The 16,719-nt window shown below is 64.0% G+C and carries 19 protein-coding genes; 4 read left to right on the top strand and 15 right to left on the bottom strand.

What is annotated here, in order from left to right:
* Positions 1 to 22: 22 nt before the first annotated feature.
* The 3 genes from cruF to CV102_RS12060 are packed head-to-tail and all read right to left on the bottom strand — an operon-like array spanning position 23 to position 3,369.
* Positions 23 to 886 (bottom strand): bisanhydrobacterioruberin hydratase, encoded by an 864-nt coding sequence (gene cruF, locus CV102_RS12070; protein ID WP_148858254.1) that lies wholly within the window; start codon positions 884 to 886, stop codon positions 23 to 25.
* Positions 879 to 1,754, bottom strand: coding sequence for a prenyltransferase (locus tag CV102_RS12065; RefSeq protein ID WP_148858253.1), 876 nt, complete (start codon positions 1,752 to 1,754; stop codon positions 879 to 881). Before CV102_RS12065 ends, cruF begins: the two co-directional genes overlap by 8 nt.
* A 37-nt stretch (positions 1,755 to 1,791) precedes the next feature.
* A complete protein-coding gene (locus CV102_RS12060) occupies positions 1,792 to 3,369 on the bottom strand; it encodes a phytoene desaturase family protein (RefSeq protein ID WP_342765778.1) in 1,578 nt (525 codons plus the stop codon).
* A gap of 45 nt (positions 3,370 to 3,414) precedes the next feature.
* On the opposite strand from CV102_RS12060, the gene CV102_RS12055 reads away from it, so the two are divergent.
* Positions 3,415 to 4,113, top strand: coding sequence for an SDR family NAD(P)-dependent oxidoreductase (locus tag CV102_RS12055; RefSeq protein ID WP_148858251.1), 699 nt, complete (start codon positions 3,415 to 3,417; stop codon positions 4,111 to 4,113).
* Positions 4,114 to 4,116: 3 nt separating this feature from the next.
* Here CV102_RS12055 and CV102_RS12050 read toward each other — a convergent pair whose 3' ends face one another.
* The 9 genes from CV102_RS12050 to CV102_RS12010 all read right to left on the bottom strand — a co-directional run bounded on the left by CV102_RS12050 (position 4,117) and on the right by CV102_RS12010 (position 10,627).
* A complete protein-coding gene (locus CV102_RS12050; RefSeq protein ID WP_148858250.1) occupies positions 4,117 to 4,416 on the bottom strand; it encodes a hypothetical protein in 300 nt (99 codons plus the stop codon).
* Positions 4,417 to 4,566: 150 nt separating this feature from the next.
* Positions 4,567 to 4,851 carry a translation initiation factor eIF-1A gene (locus CV102_RS12045; protein WP_148858249.1) on the bottom strand — a complete coding sequence of 95 codons (285 nt, stop codon included), beginning with the start codon at positions 4,849 to 4,851 and terminating at the stop codon, positions 4,567 to 4,569.
* Between the two features lie 89 nt (positions 4,852 to 4,940).
* A complete protein-coding gene (locus CV102_RS12040) occupies positions 4,941 to 5,453 on the bottom strand; it encodes a hypothetical protein (protein ID WP_148858248.1) in 513 nt (170 codons plus the stop codon).
* Positions 5,454 to 5,505: 52 nt separating this feature from the next.
* The gene (locus tag CV102_RS12035; RefSeq protein ID WP_148858247.1) at positions 5,506 to 6,435 is read right to left on the bottom strand and encodes a cupredoxin domain-containing protein; all 930 of its coding nucleotides are present in this window, start codon (positions 6,433 to 6,435) and stop codon (positions 5,506 to 5,508) included.
* Positions 6,436 to 6,441: 6 nt separating this feature from the next.
* Positions 6,442 to 7,566 (bottom strand): hypothetical protein, encoded by a 1,125-nt coding sequence (locus CV102_RS12030; protein ID WP_148858246.1) that lies wholly within the window; start codon positions 7,564 to 7,566, stop codon positions 6,442 to 6,444.
* Positions 7,567 to 7,656: 90 nt separating this feature from the next.
* On the bottom strand, positions 7,657 to 8,979 hold the full coding sequence (locus CV102_RS12025) for a YncE family protein (protein ID WP_233710676.1): 1,323 nt from the start codon (positions 8,977 to 8,979) through the stop codon (positions 7,657 to 7,659).
* Positions 8,980 to 9,073: 94 nt separating this feature from the next.
* Positions 9,074 to 9,424 (bottom strand): helix-turn-helix domain-containing protein, encoded by a 351-nt coding sequence (locus tag CV102_RS12020; protein ID WP_187432955.1) that lies wholly within the window; start codon positions 9,422 to 9,424, stop codon positions 9,074 to 9,076.
* A 77-nt stretch (positions 9,425 to 9,501) separates the two neighbouring features.
* Positions 9,502 to 9,669, bottom strand: coding sequence for a hypothetical protein (locus tag CV102_RS26580; RefSeq protein ID WP_233710675.1), 168 nt, complete (start codon positions 9,667 to 9,669; stop codon positions 9,502 to 9,504).
* Between the two features lie 235 nt (positions 9,670 to 9,904).
* Positions 9,905 to 10,627 (bottom strand): fumarylacetoacetate hydrolase family protein, encoded by a 723-nt coding sequence (locus tag CV102_RS12010; RefSeq protein WP_148858243.1) that lies wholly within the window; start codon positions 10,625 to 10,627, stop codon positions 9,905 to 9,907.
* A gap of 107 nt (positions 10,628 to 10,734) precedes the next feature.
* On the opposite strand from CV102_RS12010, the gene CV102_RS12005 reads away from it, so the two are divergent.
* The gene (locus CV102_RS12005; RefSeq protein ID WP_148858242.1) at positions 10,735 to 11,622 is read left to right on the top strand and encodes a sulfurtransferase; all 888 of its coding nucleotides are present in this window, start codon (positions 10,735 to 10,737) and stop codon (positions 11,620 to 11,622) included.
* A 359-nt stretch (positions 11,623 to 11,981) separates the two neighbouring features.
* On the opposite strand, the gene CV102_RS12000 is transcribed toward CV102_RS12005, so the two are convergent.
* The 3 genes from CV102_RS12000 to CV102_RS11990 form a co-directional block, all read right to left on the bottom strand.
* Positions 11,982 to 12,578 (bottom strand): uracil-DNA glycosylase, encoded by a 597-nt coding sequence (locus CV102_RS12000; protein WP_148858241.1) that lies wholly within the window; start codon positions 12,576 to 12,578, stop codon positions 11,982 to 11,984.
* An 82-nt stretch (positions 12,579 to 12,660) separates the two neighbouring features.
* A complete protein-coding gene (locus tag CV102_RS11995; protein ID WP_148858240.1) occupies positions 12,661 to 13,245 on the bottom strand; it encodes an endonuclease dU in 585 nt (194 codons plus the stop codon).
* Positions 13,246 to 13,419 carry a DUF5786 family protein gene (locus tag CV102_RS11990; RefSeq protein ID WP_148858239.1) on the bottom strand — a complete coding sequence of 58 codons (174 nt, stop codon included), beginning with the start codon at positions 13,417 to 13,419 and terminating at the stop codon, positions 13,246 to 13,248. It abuts the gene before it with no gap.
* Between the two features lie 125 nt (positions 13,420 to 13,544).
* On the opposite strand from CV102_RS11990, the gene CV102_RS11985 reads away from it, so the two are divergent.
* Together CV102_RS11985 and CV102_RS11980 are read left to right on the top strand one after the other, a co-directional pair.
* Positions 13,545 to 14,156 (top strand): MBL fold metallo-hydrolase, encoded by a 612-nt coding sequence (locus CV102_RS11985; protein WP_148858238.1) that lies wholly within the window; start codon positions 13,545 to 13,547, stop codon positions 14,154 to 14,156.
* A 720-nt stretch (positions 14,157 to 14,876) separates the two neighbouring features.
* The gene (locus CV102_RS11980; protein WP_233710674.1) at positions 14,877 to 15,983 is read left to right on the top strand and encodes an acyl-CoA thioester hydrolase/BAAT C-terminal domain-containing protein; all 1,107 of its coding nucleotides are present in this window, start codon (positions 14,877 to 14,879) and stop codon (positions 15,981 to 15,983) included.
* Positions 15,984 to 16,719: the final 736 nt, after the last annotated feature.

Genomic DNA, 16,719 nt, shown 5'->3' with positions numbered 1-16,719 from the left:
GAAACGGATTCGAATCTGCCCGTCAGCGCGTATCCGGAACCGCCGTCCGGAGCATCTCGAGATCGTACCGGCCCGTTCGGAACAGGCCGAGACAGAACAGGCCGGCGACGCCTGCAGCCAGCCAGTTGCCGTAGAGCAGATTGATCGTCCCCCACAGCAGGACGAAGCTCACCAGGTCGTCGAGGATGAACACGCAGCCGCGAACGCGCTCGAGCAGCGCCGCCCGGTCGAAGGCGAGATCGACCAGGACGACCGCGACGCTTCCCGAGATGATCCAGCCGACGTAGTTCGAGAGCGGGACGCCGTAGTACGCGCCGGATTCGAACGCCCAGAAGCCGATGGCGACGGCGGCGGGATCGAGCACGAGGTCGATCGCGACGACGGCGGCGATCGCCGTCGGAACGCGAACGAGGGCGGAGTCGGCCCAGTCTCCGAGCACCAGCAGCGTCAGCAGGTAGGCGTTCAACACGAGCGGGATGAAAAACAGCGGCAGCGCCAGCGGTACCTCGCCGAACAGCATCGGGCCGAGCTGGATCGTGTACTCGAAGGCGCCGTAGGGCCAGTCCGTTCGCACGCCGACGGTCTCGATCGCGTACGTGTAGGCGGTCAACAGGCCGAGACACGCCAGTGCCCACGAACCGATCCGTGGCAAGAGCCCGACGAGTAGCGGCGACCGCATCACCATCGTGCCGAACAGAATCAGCAGGGGGTTGTAGGCCAGCGGCTCCGGCAACAGCCCTTCCGCGCTCGCAACCAGCGTCACCGCGCCGATGAAGGGGAAGACCACGGCGATCGTAAACCGGTTCTCGCGGATGATCTCCTCGAGGCGGCGCTGTACGTCTGCTCGCGTCCAGTCGTTCGTCCGTGATGTCATCGTCTCATCCATACAGAGTCACCCAGAGGCCGCCCATCGTCAGCGTCCCGCCGACGACGGTGTTGATCGCTGGAAACCACCAGTAGGCCCGATCGACAGCCACGCTCGAGGTCGCGATCAGGCCGACGAGAACGGGGTAGACCGCCATGAGCGCGCCGAGGCGGTAGTCGAGCGCACCGAACGCGATGGCGCCGGCGAGCCAGCACGCCCCGCAGTAGGCGTAGGTCCGGCGCTCGCCGAGTACCGTCGCCGTCGTCCGAACGCCGGTCTCTCGGTCGGGTTCGATGTCCGGAATCGCCGAAAACGTGTGCATCCCCATCGCCCACAGCCAGCCGCCGAGAACCGCGAGCGTGGGCGGCTGCGAGCCGGCGACGGCGGCGTACGCCGCGGCTCCCGGCATGATGTAGAGCCCGTTCGAAACCGAGTCCAGCAGCGGCGTCGTCTTGAACCGGAGCGGCGGCGCGCTGTAGGCGGCGCCGAGAACGAGAAAGCCGGCGATCCAGCCCCAGGCTGCCGTCGGGACCAGCGGAAGCACCGCCAGCGCGAGCGCTCCGGAGACGGCGACCGCGAGCGGGACGGAACGCTGCCCCCGGTACCGCGCCTCCCGCTCGTCTTTCTTCGGATTCGCGGCGTCGATCTCTCGATCGAAGATGTCGTTGATCCCGTAGAGGAAGACGTTCGCCGGCAGGAGGAAGTAGCCGAACAGTGCGATCGCTGCGGGCGTGAACAGGTCGTCGGCCGAGCCTGCCGCATAGGCGACGCCGACGAGGACCGGGCCGGCCAGGTAGAGCCAGAACCGGGGCCGCGAGAGCGTCAGCAGGTAGCGTAGCCGGTTGGCAACGCTCGTCTCGCTCGAGACCGCGGTCGAGTTTCCCGTCATTCGTGGATCGTCTCTCCGGTGCCGCCCGACACCCGTCTCACCCGTGATCCTCGAGAACCTTCTCGGCGGTCAGTTCGCCGCTGATGAGACACATCGGGACGCCGATTCCGGGCGTGGTGTCCCCGCCCGTGATGTAGAGGCCGTCGACCCGCTTGGAACGGTGGGGTGGCCGGAAGAGGGCGGTCTGGCGAAGCGTGTGTGCGAGGCCGAGCGCCGTCCCGTCGTAGCTGTTGTACCGATCCGCGAAGTCCTCGATGGAGAACTGTTCCTCGAGGACGATCCGGCCGCGCAGGTCGGTTCCCGTGTTCTCGGAGAGATCGTCCAGGATCGTCTCGCGGTACTGCTCGCGGTTCTCTGGGGTGTCTTCGAGTCCGGGTGCGATAGGGACGAGGACGAAGAGGGCGCTGTGTCCGTCGGGAGCGACGTCGTCGTCGGTCTCGGAGGGGACACAGCAGTAGTAGGCCGGATCGTCGGGCCACGCCGGCTCTTCGAAGATCTGGTCGAAGTGCTCGTTCCAGTCGGTGGGAAGGACGAGGGTGTGGTGGGCGAGTTCGTCCACGTCGCCCTCGATCCCGAGATAGAGCAGAAACGCGGAGGGTGCGTACGTTCGCGACTCCCAGTAGTCGGCGTCGTACCCCTGCCGTTCGGGCGACAGCAGTTCCTGGTCCGTATGTGGGTAGTCCGCGTTGCTGACCACGAGATCCGGACGCAGGGGGCCCTCCGGCGTCTCGACGACGAACGCCCCCTCTCGACCCTTGATCTGGGTCGCGGGACGATTCGTCTCGTACTCGACGCCCAGTTCTCGCCCGAGGTCGGCGATTCCGTCGATGACGCCGCCGATACCGTCCTCGGGGTACCAGACGCCGAGGTTGAAATCGACGTGACTCATCAGGTTGTACAGCGCCGGCGTGTTCTTCGGGGAGCCACCGAGGAACACCAGCGTGTACTGCATGATCTGCTGGAGTTTCGGGTGCTCGAAGTAGTCCTCGACGTGGCCCTGCATCGAGCCGAGAAGCGAGAGGCCCCGAGCCTGCCGGGCGACGTCGAGATCCAGGTAGTCCCGGAGCCGGGATCGGTCCTCGTAGACGAAGTGTTCCATCCCGACCTCGTAGTTCTCCTTCGACTTCTCGAGGTAACGCTCGAGGGCCTCGCCGGCCCCGTCCTCGTACTCCTCGAAGACGTCTTTCGTTCGCTCGAGATCTGGCGTCACGTCGACCTGATCACCGTCCTTGAAGAAGATTCGGTAGTGGGGGTCGAGGTGGGTCAGTCCGTAGTAGTCGCTCGGCGTCCGGTCGAAGGTATCGAAAAAGCGTTCAAAGACGTCCGGCATCAGGTACCACGAGGGCCCCATATCGAACCGAAAGCCGTCCCGCTCGAGGCGGCTCGCCCGTCCGCCGAGCTGCTCGTTCTTCTCGATCACCCGGACGTCGGCACCCGCGTCGGCGAGGTAGCAGGCCGTCGAGAGCCCCCCGACGCCGGCGCCGATCACGACGACCGACTCTCCGGCAAGCGATTGCATGGGTAATACTGAGTGTTGGCTCGGTGATAAACGTACGTCATACCTGCGTAGGTTTCCGGTCCTCGTCGCCGCCCCCTCTGCCGGTCGGGACGGAATCCCCGGTTCCGATGGTTTCCTGTGGCTTCCCGGCTTACATCGGCTATGGACGAGCAGACAGTCGTCGTGACGGGCGGGACGCGCGGAATCGGACGGGCCGTCGCCGACGCGTTCGCACGGGAGGGCGCGACCGTCGTCGTCGGCGCTCGAGACGGGGATGCGGTCGAGGAGACGGTTTCCGAACTCGAGGACGCCGGCGCGACGGCGGCGGGGGTTCGAACGGACGTCCGCGACGAGTACGACGTAGAACGGCTGGTCGAGACCGCCTCGAGAACCGGCGACGAGCGCGGTGTCGACGTCGTCGTCGCCGCAGCAGGCGTCTACCACGGCGATGCGGGTCAGACGCCGACCGATCGGGAGTCCTACGCGGCGTTCGACGACCACTGGCGGACGAACGCCCGCGGAATCTTCGCGACGATCCAGGAGGCGCTCGCCCACCTCAACGAGGGTGCACGGGTGCTCGTTCCGACGGGGTCGATCGCTCGTGAGACGAAACCCGGCTACGGCTCCTACGCGATCTCGAAGGCGACGGCCGAGGCCGTCGTACGCGGCTTCGCGGCCGACACGGACCACGTCGTCGGCTGTCTCGATCCGGGCCAGGTCGCGACGGGACTCGCCGGCGGTCAGGGACGCGACCCCGAAGCCGTCGCCGAGATGTTCGTCTGGGCCGCGACCGACGCGACGGCGGACGATCTGGACGGAGCCGTACTCGGCCTTCGCGAGTGGAAGCAGGCTACCCGGTGAGCGTCACTCGTCTTCGTCCCGCTGAACGTGCTCGCGGGCGAACTCCGACAGCGAGTCCCAGTCGAGGTCGTCGCCGAGGTCCTCGAGGGTTTCGCCGAGCGTCTCGCGGGGCTCGAGTTCGCGCTCGGTTTCGGGCACGTCGACGACCGTCTCGTCGGCTTCGTCGTACTCGCCCTCGAAGACGGTTCGGTTTGCCGTATCGAAGAACATCGGATTCCCCTTCGTCGTCGATGCCACGTACTCGACGTCGTCCTCCCTGTAATCGTCGAACTTCACCGCCGCATCGTATCTGGAGTCGTACATGTCTACCGAGACGACAGCCACTCGGTCAAACGTTTTCGTTGCAAAAGACTGCAGTCGCCGTTCGTCGAGACGTGACGTCGTCTCACCGGTCGCTCTGAGGAGTAACAAATAGCTCCGTTCTGAGGCGTCGCTGCGCGACGTGAACGTAAATTAGTCGATGTGGCCTTCGCGACGCAGCTGATCTGCGTCCTGGCTGGTGTAGCGCCACTCGATGGTGGCCTTCTCGTCCTGCCAATCCCACGGCTCGGCGACGACGATGTCGTCTTGCTCGATCCAGGTTCGGTACTTCATTCGCCCGGGAATGCGGCCGAGACGCTCTTCGCCGTCCGCACACTGGAGCTGGACGTGGTTGCCACCCAGGTGTTCGGTTACGACGGCGAATACTTCATCGCTGTTGGGCATACGGAGGTTCCGACGCCCGGAGTTTTCTGTCACAGTTACTCTACGGGGAGGACACGTTTAAATCGTTGGAGAGACGTGGTATCGTGACACGTGGGTGCACGGAACTCGATTTTCAGCGGTATCTATAGCTCCCGGTCCGAATCCGGGTTCTCGAGTTCCCACAGCAGTTCCGGGAGGAAGGCCTCGAGATTGTCGATGACCGTCCGATCGCTGACGTTCAGGCCCTCGCAGTGCTCGTGTGCGGAGTCTCGAATGTCGACGTGAAGGTCGCCGTCCTCGAGCCAGACCCCGAGCGGGAAGACCGAACACCGGGTCGGCTTCCAGTCCTCCTCGAGGTGAAGCGAGCAGAGGCCGTCCTCCCGGAGAAACGCGCAGGCGCAGCCGTCTTCGGCGACGTGCTCGTCGCGGTCTTTCTCCTCGCGGGTGACGAACTTCTCGCCGCGGAACTCGGTCGTCGTCTCGACGAGGTTCGCCCGCTGGGCGAGTTCGAGGAGGTCCTGATCGTAGAGTAAAACCCCGTGCTGGCAACACCAGGTGCAGTCGTCGACGCACTCGAAGGTGAGTTCGGGATCGAACTCGACGACTGCCTCCCGGCCGGGATAGACCTCGACGCGGCGTGTAGCGTCGGCGCTCACGTCAACAGGGATGGACCGAGTGCGGAAGTGTGTTGCTTTCCGGGGCGGTCGGTCACTCGATCTCGAGCGCGCCGTACATGAAGCCCGCGTGGGGCGAGCAGTAGTACGGCTGCGTGCCAGCCTCCTCGGCGTCCCACTCGAAGGTGTCGTCCTCGCTCGAGATCGTCGCGTCGAACTCGTCGCCGCCGCTCTGTCGACTGTCGATCGAGTCGGTCGACGTCACCGTGTGGAAGACGCCGTCCGTGTTGACCCACTCGATCGCGGTCCCCGCGTCGACGCGGACGAACGCCGGATCGAAGACGAAGTCGGGTTCGTCGTCCTCACCTCTCCGGGTCTCGATTTCGACGGCGTCCTCGCCGGTCATGTCGACGAACTCCTCGTCGATCTCGTCCTCGTCGATCTCGTCCTCGTCGATCTCGTCCTCGTCGTCGACCGGATCGTCGTCCGCATCCTCGTCGTCGACCGATTCGTCGTCCGCGTCGTCGGCTCCCTCGGGGTCGTCGTGGACGTCTTCGGCCGCCTCGAGTTCCTCGTCGTCGACGTCGCCGACGGCGAGCGTCCCGATCATGAATCCGGCGTGGGGCTCACAGTAGTAGTGCTGGATGCCCTCCTCCTCCGGAGTCCACTCGAAGGTGTCTCCCTCGGCACGAATCTCCTCGTTGAACTCCTCGCTCGCGGTCCGATTCTCGAGCGAGTCCGTCGCCGTGACAGTGTGGAAGACGCCGTCGGTGTTGACCCACCGGACGGTCGTGCCGGGCTCGAGTTCGGCGATCGCGGGATCGAAGACGAAGGCGGGTTCGTCGTCCTCGCCCTCCCGGGTCTCGATCTCGAGGACGTCGTCCGCGTCGTCGTCGTTCGTCTCGTCCCCGTTCGCACCGCCCTCGTCGTCGCCGAGACAGCCGGCGAGGGTGGCGATCGTGACGGTGCCGGTCCCGGCTGCTCCGAGCAACAGCTGTCGTCGACTCTGCTCTCGGTCGTCCATCGATCGCTACTCCTCGACAGGGGTGGGCATGAACTCGCGGTCGATGCCGACGTTGGTGGGTTCGTCGTGGAACGGCATCTCGAGTTCCCGCACGGCGTGGTGAACGAGCCACATTCCGTGCTGTTCGGGATCCTGGCCGCCGTGGCCGGCCTCCCAGCCGTCGGCTTCGTGCTTGTGGAAGTGGGTGAAGTCGTCCTCCTGGCCGGCCGGGATGTCGTCGCTCGTGAACTGGCCGCGTTCGCCGATACCGAAGTAGAGCAGATTCTCCGCCTCTTCGGGATTCGGTTCGTCCCAGTGCAGGAACATTAGCGTCTCTTCCGTAATCCACTTCCAGACGTGGCTCGGCGTGTAGCCGTTGGCCTCCTGTTGGTCCTCGTTGGTCCACTCGCCGTCGAAGAGTTCGATCAGTTGGTCCCGGTCGTCGTCAGAGAGATCGCCCTCGCCGTCGTCGGGTGCCTCCCAGGCGACATCGTGACCCTCGCTGCCCTCCTCGGGCGGCGTCGGCATGAATCCGTAGTCGACCTGCGGGTCGATGGGTTCGTCGTGGAACGGGTACTCGATCTCGCGAACCGCCATGTGGGTCAGCCAGTAGCCCTCGTCGCCGGTCTCGCCGCCGTGACCGGCCTCCCAGCCCTCTGCCGTGTGTTGATGGAAGTGCGAGAACTCCTCGTCGGGCTGACTCTCCTCGGTAAAGAGGCCCTTCTGGCCGACCGTGATGTAATCCAGCGCCGTCGCCTCCTCGGGGTTCGGGTCGTCGAAGTGAAGCCCGATCAGCGTCTCGTCGCTGACCCACTTCCAGACGTGTCGCGGCGTGTAGGACCGCTCCTCGCCCTCGATCTCGTGTTGCTCCTCGCTCATCGGCTGATCGTCGAACGCCGCGACGAGCGCCTGGATGTCCTCCTCGGAAAGCGGTTCGCCCTGGGGTGTTTCCTCGAGACTCGCCAGTTCTTCGTCCTCCTCCTCCTCTTCTTCCTCCTCGGCTGGCTCGTCCTCGTCGTCCATCGTCTCTTCGTCGTCTTCTTCTGCTGCCTCTTCGTCACCGACACAACCGGCGAGTGCGAGCACACCACCTGCACCCAGCGCCTGAATCACTCGTCGCCGATCGATCGTCGGGGATCGTTCGATTGTCATACACTGATACCGACGGACGAAGAGGCGATGTCGCTATGGTGGTCGTGTGCGGGCCGCGCACGAGACCGAAACTGATTATGTTTCGGTTCCTCAGCCGCAGTAGCAGTTCCCCTCCGGACAGACTGTCGGTTCCCGGTCGCCGAACTCGAGGCCAAGCGATGCGAGTGCGGCCCGAAGCTGCTGGCCCGTATTCGCCTCCGGCCGGGCCATGCCGCCGACGGCTCCGGTCGGCGATTCCCCGGCGTCGATCGTCGCGACGAGTTCGCGCTCGGCGTGGTCGATGACCGCAACGTGGTTCGCCGTCTGGACGGGGACGTACAGTTTCTCCCGGCGTGGTCCCCACGCCCCCGAAATTGCACTGCCACCGACGTCGATCTCCCGATCGATCGCCCGGTCCACGAGGTCGAGCACGGTCACGCTGTCGGCGCTGGGAGTGAACAGATAGCCGGCCTCGCTGTCGGGATCGATCTCGCTCGTGATCGGCATCGCCGGAAGGCCGTCCTCGCGCGTGATGCGCTCGAGTTCCTCGGGGGACTCGGGCGTGGAGATGTCCCAGATGCTCTCGGATCCTTCTCGCGGCACCTCCGGATCCTCCCCGAGCGTTCCTTCCCCGTTTTCGACGAGCAACAGGTCGCCGGCGAACGACGCGGTGCACATGAACGGCAGGACGTTCCCCTCGCCGACGGGGTCGCCGACGTCGATCTCGGCGGCGGTCTCGAACGGGTCGACGCTGACGACCCTGAGCGTCTCGGCTGCGATGTCGGCGACGAACGCGTACTCGCCGCTCGGCTCGAGCGTGACGTCACACGGACCGGTGTAGCCGGTCCGAATTTCGCCGGTGACCTCCCCGAAGCTATCGCTGTCGCGGTCGGCGTCGACCCGAACGATCACGTGGTCGTCGGGGTCGTCGGGATCGGGTTCCGGATCCATCGACGTCGTCCCGCCCGCAGCCACGATCAGGTGGTCCTCGTCCGGTGTCAGGTTGGGGTAGTTGGGCTCGAAGCCGGTCTCGACGTCGGCGACCTCCTCGAGCGTCCACGCGTCGAGTGCCCTGACGCCGCCGCTGACGTTGATCCAGAGAGTATCGTACGTGGAGTCCGCACCGGTCCCGTACTGGTTGGCCGGGAACGACGCGGTGGTGTCGACGTGGACCGTCTCGAGCGCCTCGTCGTTCTCGGCGTCGATGACCGTCACCGTTCGGTCGCCGGTGTTGAACGCGTAGACGGTCGGGTCGCGCGTCTGATCGCCACCGTCGCCATCGTCCAGACAGCCAGAAAGCGTCGCGGTTGCGCCGATAGCGACCGACGACCGCATGAGGCGACGACGGTCGACACCGTCTTCGAACGGGTTTTTTCGAGTCGGAGTGCTCAGACGATCGTCGTCGGTCGTCTCGTGGTCTCGAGGGGGATTCATACCTCGTTCTCGGGAAAGAGCCACCGCCGCAGTTCGTTATCTCGGGCTCGTCCCGCGCGTTCTCGAACGGGTGGCTGTGTCCCTCCTGTCTGCCTCACGGCCCAAACTCCTCGATGCGTCCGTGAACCGTCTTGGCCCACTCGTCGACCGCCTCGTGCATCACTTCCTGTGCCTCGGGGACCGGAACCGCGAAGTACTGATACACGTAGCCGCCGCCGTCCAGCAGCCGCCGCTCTCGTTCGACGAGTTCCTTCTCACGCAGCGTCGAGAGCGAGCGGTTCACGTTGCTCCTGTCCCGGTCGAGTGCCGAAGCGAGTTCGGCGACGGTGCTCCCCGGTAGCTCGAGCAGTCGGAAGTACGTCCGCGTTTCGTGGGGTTGAATCCCGAAGACGCACTCCATGATCCGCTCGAACTCCGGGCTGTCGACGAGCATGAGTTCTTCCATGCTCTGCTCGCGATTCGGCATAGCCGTCTGTTCGGGCACCAGGAGGTTAACGTCTCCGCCGAGAGAGAGCGTTCTCGCTACTCTCTGATCTGTGCCGGTGTCTCTTCGTCCGTCTCGCTCGCAGGCTCCGGCCGCGCGAGTCGGTATCGCTCGAGACAGGTTCGCATCTCCCCGTCGGTCTCGGAGGTGAGCAGTTTCATCGGGGTGTCGCAGTAGTACGTTCCCTCCTGACGCCGGAGCGCCATCCGCAACGTCTTTCCGAGAACCTCGACGTCGACGATTACGCGATTTCCCTGCTCGAGTTCACGAATGATTTCCGTCGACGTCCGGCCCTTTCGACCGAGACGGATCGCCTCAGTATCACTCGTCGAAACGAGACACTCAGCTAATAATCAGTGTCCGGGCGCAACCGAGACGGTACCGACCCGTGCGGTGCTCGTCGAGAGTACGCGGAGGGATCACCTCCGCCCTCGAGGCGGCTTATGCGTCCGGATCGACGACCGTATTCCGAAGGGTTCCGACGCCCTCGTAGGTAATCTCGACGGCCTCACCGGGTTCGACGAGTCCGGGGTTGGCGGGGCTGCCGAAGGCGACGACATCGCCCGGACGAAAGGTGAACCGTCGCGAGAGGTAGGAGACGACCTCGTCGGGGTCGAACAGCATCAGCTCCGTGTTCGCCTCCTGGCGGCGCTCGCCGCCGACGTCCGTGTGCATATCGATCCCGGTGGGGTCGAGGTCGGTCTCGAGCCACGGACCGAGCGGTCCGGAGCCGTCGAACGCCTTCCGCGCGGTCCGGCCCTGCTGGTCGAGCGCGTCCACGTCGTTCATGATCGTGTAGCCGCGCACGACGTCGGACACCTCGTCTTCCGAAATATCGTGACAGCGTTCGTCGATGACCGCCGCGAGTTCGCCGGCGTAGGTCAGTTCGTTGGTAAACTCCGGGTAGGGAATCGGTTCCTCGTGGGCCAGCAGCGACGCCGGCGGTTTGATGAAGAAGTCGGGTTCGTCGGGTCGGTCGTACTCCATCTGGGCCAGGGTCGCCGCGTAGTTTCGACCGACGCAGTACAGGGCCGAGGGGTCACAGGGCGGGAGCAGGTCGCCGTCGGTGCCGACCTCGTAGCTGTCGCCGTCGGCGTGAACGACGCCGTCCTCGTATCGTCCGGTAACTGGTCCGTCGGGAGTCGCGATCCTCGCGAGTCGCATTGTCGACTGTCGCGACGGCCAGCCGCGTAGAACTACCGGTTCGATTTCGAACGTGTCGTTCCGACCTGTGTTACGTTTTTGCCCCTCCTCGTCGGAGCCACCGTCGCATGTCCGAGCACGACGCAGACGTTCTGGTTTCGGCGGATTGGGTCGAAGACCACCTCGAGGAGTTCCAAGACGACGATCCCGACTACCGACTCGTGGAAGTCAACAGCCCCGAATCGCCCGAGGAGGGCGACTTCCCCTCGCGGTACGACGAGGGCCACATCCCGGGCGCGATCGGGATGCAGTGGGACGAGGATCTCTCCGATCAGGATCAGCGGGACATCCTCAAGAAGGACGACTTCGAGCAGGTCGTCGGCGACCGCGGCATCAGCGAGGAATCAACGGTCGTCTTCTACGGCAACGGCTGGATCCCCAACTGGTTCGCGCTCTTCGCCTACTGGGAGTTCAAGTACTACGGCCACGACGACGCCCGCATCCTCGACGGCGGGAAGGATTACTGGGTGAACGAGGATTACCCGCTCACTGACGAGGAAACCGATTTCGACGCCGTCGAGTACAGCGCGAAGGGCCCCTTCGAGAGCATCCGCGCCTATCAGGACGACGTGGACAAGGCCCGCGAAGCCGGCATCCCGATGGTCGATGTCCGCTCGCCCGAGGAGTTCTCCGGCGAGATCATCGCCCCCGAAGGGCTCCAGGAAACCGCCCAGCGCGGCGGCCACATCCCCGGCGCATCGAACGTCCCGGTAAAGACGAACCTGCGCGACGACGGCCGGTTCAAGGGGCCCGACGAACTCGAGGAGCTGTACGCCGACGAAGGGATCGACGGCGAGGAAACGGTCGTCACCTACTGCCGGGTCGGCGAGCGATCCGCGATCGCGTGGTTCGCGCTCCACGAATTGCTCGAGTACGAGGACGTCCACAACTACGACGGGTCGTGGACCGAGTGGGGGAATTTGATCCGGGCGCCGATAGAGAAAGGGGAGAATTGAGCAGAGCGAAATTCTCCCAAAAAGCGAACGGGGAGCGCGAGCGACCCGTGAGAAGGGCGACGACTGAGCGCAGCGAAGTCTTCGGGAACGCGAACGGGGAACAAAGTGACCCGTGAGGTGGGGCGAGGGCGAGTGAACGGAGTGAGCGAGTCCTCGAGGTGGAGCGGACCGAGGGCAGCGACTGAGCGCAGCGAAGGAGGCCGCTCACTTCGCTCGCGACGTTCCGCACTCTGCGATCGTTCCACTCGCACCTCTCCGTATCGAACCGCCCGGTCCAGATTCGACTCCAGTTCTGAACGACGATACCGGACTGTCAGCTACTGTGCGGGGAAACGGTGTCTGGGACGGAAAAGAGCGGCTCAGAAGCCGTCGAGTCGGGTCTGTCCACCCTCGCTGCCGTCGACGTCGGCGAGCTCCGCCGCGCGCTGGATGGCGTTCTGGAACGTTTCCTCCTGACTGCGGTCGTACAGCGTCGCCGCAGGGTGGACGCAGATCAGCAGTCGGCGCGGCGTGTCGCCGATCCGGACGTCTTCGACGGATCCGGCCTCTTTCGTGACCGCCACGTCGCGCTCGAGCAGGTGCTCGGTCGGGACCTTGCCGAGCGTGACGATTACGTCCGGATCGAGCAGGTCGATTTCCCGCACGAGGTAGCCCCGACAGTTCTCGAGTTCCGCTTTCGTGGGATCGCGGTTCTCCGGGGGACGACAGCGGACGCAGTTGGTGATGCGGACGGTATCGCGATCCAGGCCGACGGTCCGAAGCTGTTCGTCGAGGACGGAGCCGCTCCGGCCGACGAACGGCTCGCCTCCTTCGTCCTCTCGTGCACCCGGCCCTTCGCCGACGAACAGCACGTCGGCGTCCTCGGGGCCGGTGCCGTTGACGATCTGGCTTCGCGACTCGACGAGCGCCGGACAGCGCGTACAGTCGGTGACACAGAGGTCGTCCATTTCTCCCATAGCGGTCCCTCAAGTGGCCGCCTACTACGTCTTTCGGGTCGCGGTGGTGGCGATCGGAAGCCGAACTGGCGAGCGACGTGGATCAGTCGAACGACTCCGCGTAGGAGTCCGCCGCTCGAGCTGCCTGCCGGGCGACGCGAATCGGCTCCGGACGACCGCCTTCAGGGGTGAAGGCTCGGACGACCGCATCGCCGTCGTCGGGTTCGATCCCGGCACTCCGGACGTAGACGGTCTCGTCGTTGACCGAGACGGGCCGTCGTTCCGGAAGTGCGCGATACGTCTCGAGGCGCTGCTCGAGTTCCACACCAGAAAAGGCGTCTTTGAGGCCGGCCTCGAGACCGTCACTCTCCTCGAAGGTGACGGCGATCACCGGCCGCTCGGCGGCGTCGTGGATCGCCGATAGATCCAGGACGTTGTACCACGCCGGGGCGACGGCGCCGAGCAGGACGTACCGAACGTCTGGTCGACCGAGTTCGTCGACGAGTCGACAGACGGCCGTCGTCGCGTCGGTGCCGCCGACGGTACATCGCTGGTACTCCAGACCGTTGAATACGCGGTCGGCCCGAACGACAGCCCCGGCGACCGTACTTCGACACGCCTCGCGAGTAGGGCCGGGTTCGTCGCGGTACGACTCGGCAACGCCTAGCGCCCGCGCCCCGGGCTTCATTCAGGAATCGTCCTTGATCTCCTCCAGACGATCGAGTAGTTCGTCGCTCGAAGCGCCGTTTTCGAACTCGAACGTCCCGTTGTGGTTGTTCTCTGACGACTGAACGGCATCATCGTCGTCAAAATCAGCGTCCACCTCTTGCTGCTCGGATTCGTCGTAGCTCCCGAATCCCATACAGTGTAGAATAGGGGATTGGGACTGAAAAATCTCGTGGTAGAATGTCAAACCGTTGAAATTAGGTCGCGACGGTACCGCGTTCGGACGCCATCGTTTTGCCACCGGCTCACGACGGTCATCGTATGGAGGTCCATCACGTCACCGAAGACGCGGAGACGTTCACCTGTAACGCCTACCTGACAATCGGCGACCGAACGACGCTCGTCGACGCCGGCGGCTGGGACGGCGTCGTCGACGAGATCCGGGAGCACACCGACGACCTCGACGCGGTCGTGATGACCCACCAGCACGGCGACCACGTCGCCCAACTCGAGGCCGTCTGCGACGCGTTCGATCCCGAGGTGTACGCCTACGACCACCACCCGGAGCGAACGCACTCACTCGACGACGGCGACACGGTCCGGATCGGCGACGAGGAGTTCGACGTGGTCTACACGCCGGGCCACGCCGACGACCACGTTTCGTTCGTCTCCGAGTCGACGCTGTTCTCGGGCGACGTGGTCGTCCACGACGACGGCGCCTTCGACTACGGCAGCTTCGGCCGGACCGACATGGCCGGCCAGTCCCGTGAGCGGCTCATCGAGAGCATCGAGGACCTGCTCGAGCGCATGCCAGACGGGGTCGAGCACATGTACGCAGGTCACGGCGACGTCTTCCACGGGGACGTGCGAGACGTCGTGGAGACGTCGCTCGAGCGAGCGGAGAAGCGGGAACCGAAGTACCCCGAGGAGTAGCAGTAGCGAGTAGGACTGGTTCGGTATTGAGAAAGACTCGTGAAAATTCGGTCCGTACAGGTCAGGCAGGTAACGGAGAGACGATCAATCTCTCCGATAGCTGTCAAAAGCCGCCTGCTGAATATAGAGTGTGGATGCAGTACCAGTCTCCGCACGAGCAAAGCGAGCGCGGTTCCCGGACGGCGAGGCCGAAGGCCGAGTCGTCCGCCTTTTTCATCGAAGTTTTTGTGCCCAGCGCGGGACCTTCGGTCCCGCGAGCCGTGCGAACGGGCACAAAGTGCCCGTGAGCAGAGAGAGGTTCGCCACAGGCGAACCCGAGGCGGAAAAAGTTCGCGCCCTCTATTCAGCACGGCTCTAGCAACACATATATTATCTGATGTAGATGATTGCATTAGGTTCGTACATCCACGTATCGGTTAGTTCACCGAAACCGGAATACAAACGACCCCATGAGAATCGTTCTGTGACACCTTCGTGCCGGTTATTTATTGTGTTAGATGTAATACGTTTGATCACAGACAAGAAATGCGAGAGCGAGCACTGACGCGGCGACGGCTCATCACAGGAACGGGCGCGACTCTCGTTACAGGCGTTGCTGGCTGTGTCGGCGATGCGGACGACGATACCGGAACGTTCGATCATCCGGCTGAAGTCCGAGCCGACGAACCGTTCGAGCTAACGATCGATGACCTTCCTGCAGAGACACCGCTGGAGGTGACCATGGAATCCGAGGCCGGGATCGAAGCGAGCGTCACCGTCGAGACCGACAGCGATGGGCGGATCGATCTCGCCCGTTCGTCCATCGTTGACGGCGACGTACCGACCGACCTCGATGTTCCGACCACCGTCGCCCTGATCCAGTTCGCGTCCGAGTCGTTCTGGGAGTATCAGCCGCCAGAAGAGGAACGGCTGACCTACAGCGTGAGAACAGCTGACGAAGCGTTCAGTTCGACCGAACTGACGCGCTCTCATCTCGACCGAGGAGCGTACGATGAGCCCGAGCATGACGAGTTAGTCGGCGGGGTGTTCACCCCGCCTACCGACGACGAGGGGCCGGGTGTTCTCGTCCTGCATGGATCGGAGGGACAACCACAGTTCGAGTATGCAGCCGCATTGGCCCACCGGGGATTCACAACGTTTGCACTGCAGTATTTCGGCGGCCCCGGCCTTCCTGACGACCTCGTCGAAATTCCACTCGAGTACGTCGAGACGGCAGCCCAGTGGCTACTCGAGCACGAGCGCGTGTCGAGCGGCCGAATCGGTGTGATCGGCATGTCGAGGGGCGGTGAACTCGGACTCCTCGCCGGAAGTCGGTTCGACGAGATCGGCCCCGTCGTCTCGGTCGTCGGCAGCGGCCTCGTCTGGGAGGGCGGTGCCACCATCGCCGACCTGCCGGAAACCTCGTCATGGTCGCTCGACGGAGAACCGGTTCTGTACGTCCCGTACGATCTGGACGCGGCCGAAGACGGGATGTCCGGTCGAGAATTTTTCGCGGCAATGCTCGAGGCCGCGAGCGCGGAAACGATCGACGAGGCTACGATTCCTGTCGAAGAGATCGACGGTGACGTGTTACTGGTCTCGGCCGGTGACGACGAACTGTGGCCGACCGAGCGACTCCACGACGTCGCGGCGGATCGACTCGAGGACCATCGCCAGCCGAGCGTCGAACACCTTCGGTACGAGGATGCCGGCCACGGGATCTTTCCGCCGTACAGTCCGGTCATGGGGACGAATAGGGCCGACTTTGGCGGTTCACGGGCCGGAAACGCGCGGGCAGCCCACGACCACTGGCCGTCCGTTCTCGAGACATTATCGACACTCGACTGAATCTCGTCTTGACCTCGCTCACACAGCTCGAAGACCGACGTGAACTGGCGGCCCATCGTGTTAGGACTTCAACCCACTCCCGTGTTAGGAACTGGAGCGGCAGAAATTCGAGAAAACCAATTACTCGGGAGGACTGTCTGGGTCAGTCGCGCTATACTACAGAAGAGCGATCGTTCCTCTGCACTGAGCGATCATCCCTTACGTAAATCGAACCAGATGTCGTGTATCATTCGCGCTCTCTATCCCGCAGATCGTAGTCGAGCTATCGAGCCGCTGTCAAAAGTGGCCTGTTGAATACAGAGGGTTAGTGCAGCACGACACCTCCGTTTGTTACACGACGAAAGCAGTGAACCATCCGCTCACGACACGTGCGAACCTACCGCTGTTACTTCTATCAGCTATCAGTGGTATTGGCAGAGTCGTGCTAAATACACAGCGCGTTTCGGTCACGACACTTACAGACCCGATATAAACGGCTTATTCGATTAAGAGAGAGATCAATCCGGGCACGGTCGGTACATGTTAGTATGGCACAAAGATGCCGTGCTGATGACCGAGGCAGCGACACCGAACCAAAATTCTACCTCCCCGCCGTGGACACCCCACCGTTCTATACCAGTCGCTTCGAGCGTCTCTGGGCGTCGCTATTCAACCAGCACATTGAATCGCCATAATAGATCTCCCTGAGATGCTGTCACAATTTAATGAATTCCTTGAAGGAGAGGATATGACTGGA

Origin of the sequence: Natronococcus pandeyae (assembly GCF_008122205.1) — an archaeon.
In the GTDB taxonomy this organism is placed as follows: Archaea; Halobacteriota; Halobacteria; order Halobacteriales; family Natrialbaceae; genus Natronococcus; species Natronococcus pandeyae.
Note: the sequence above shows the minus strand (reverse complement) of the source record. Positions and strands in the feature narration are given on the sequence as shown.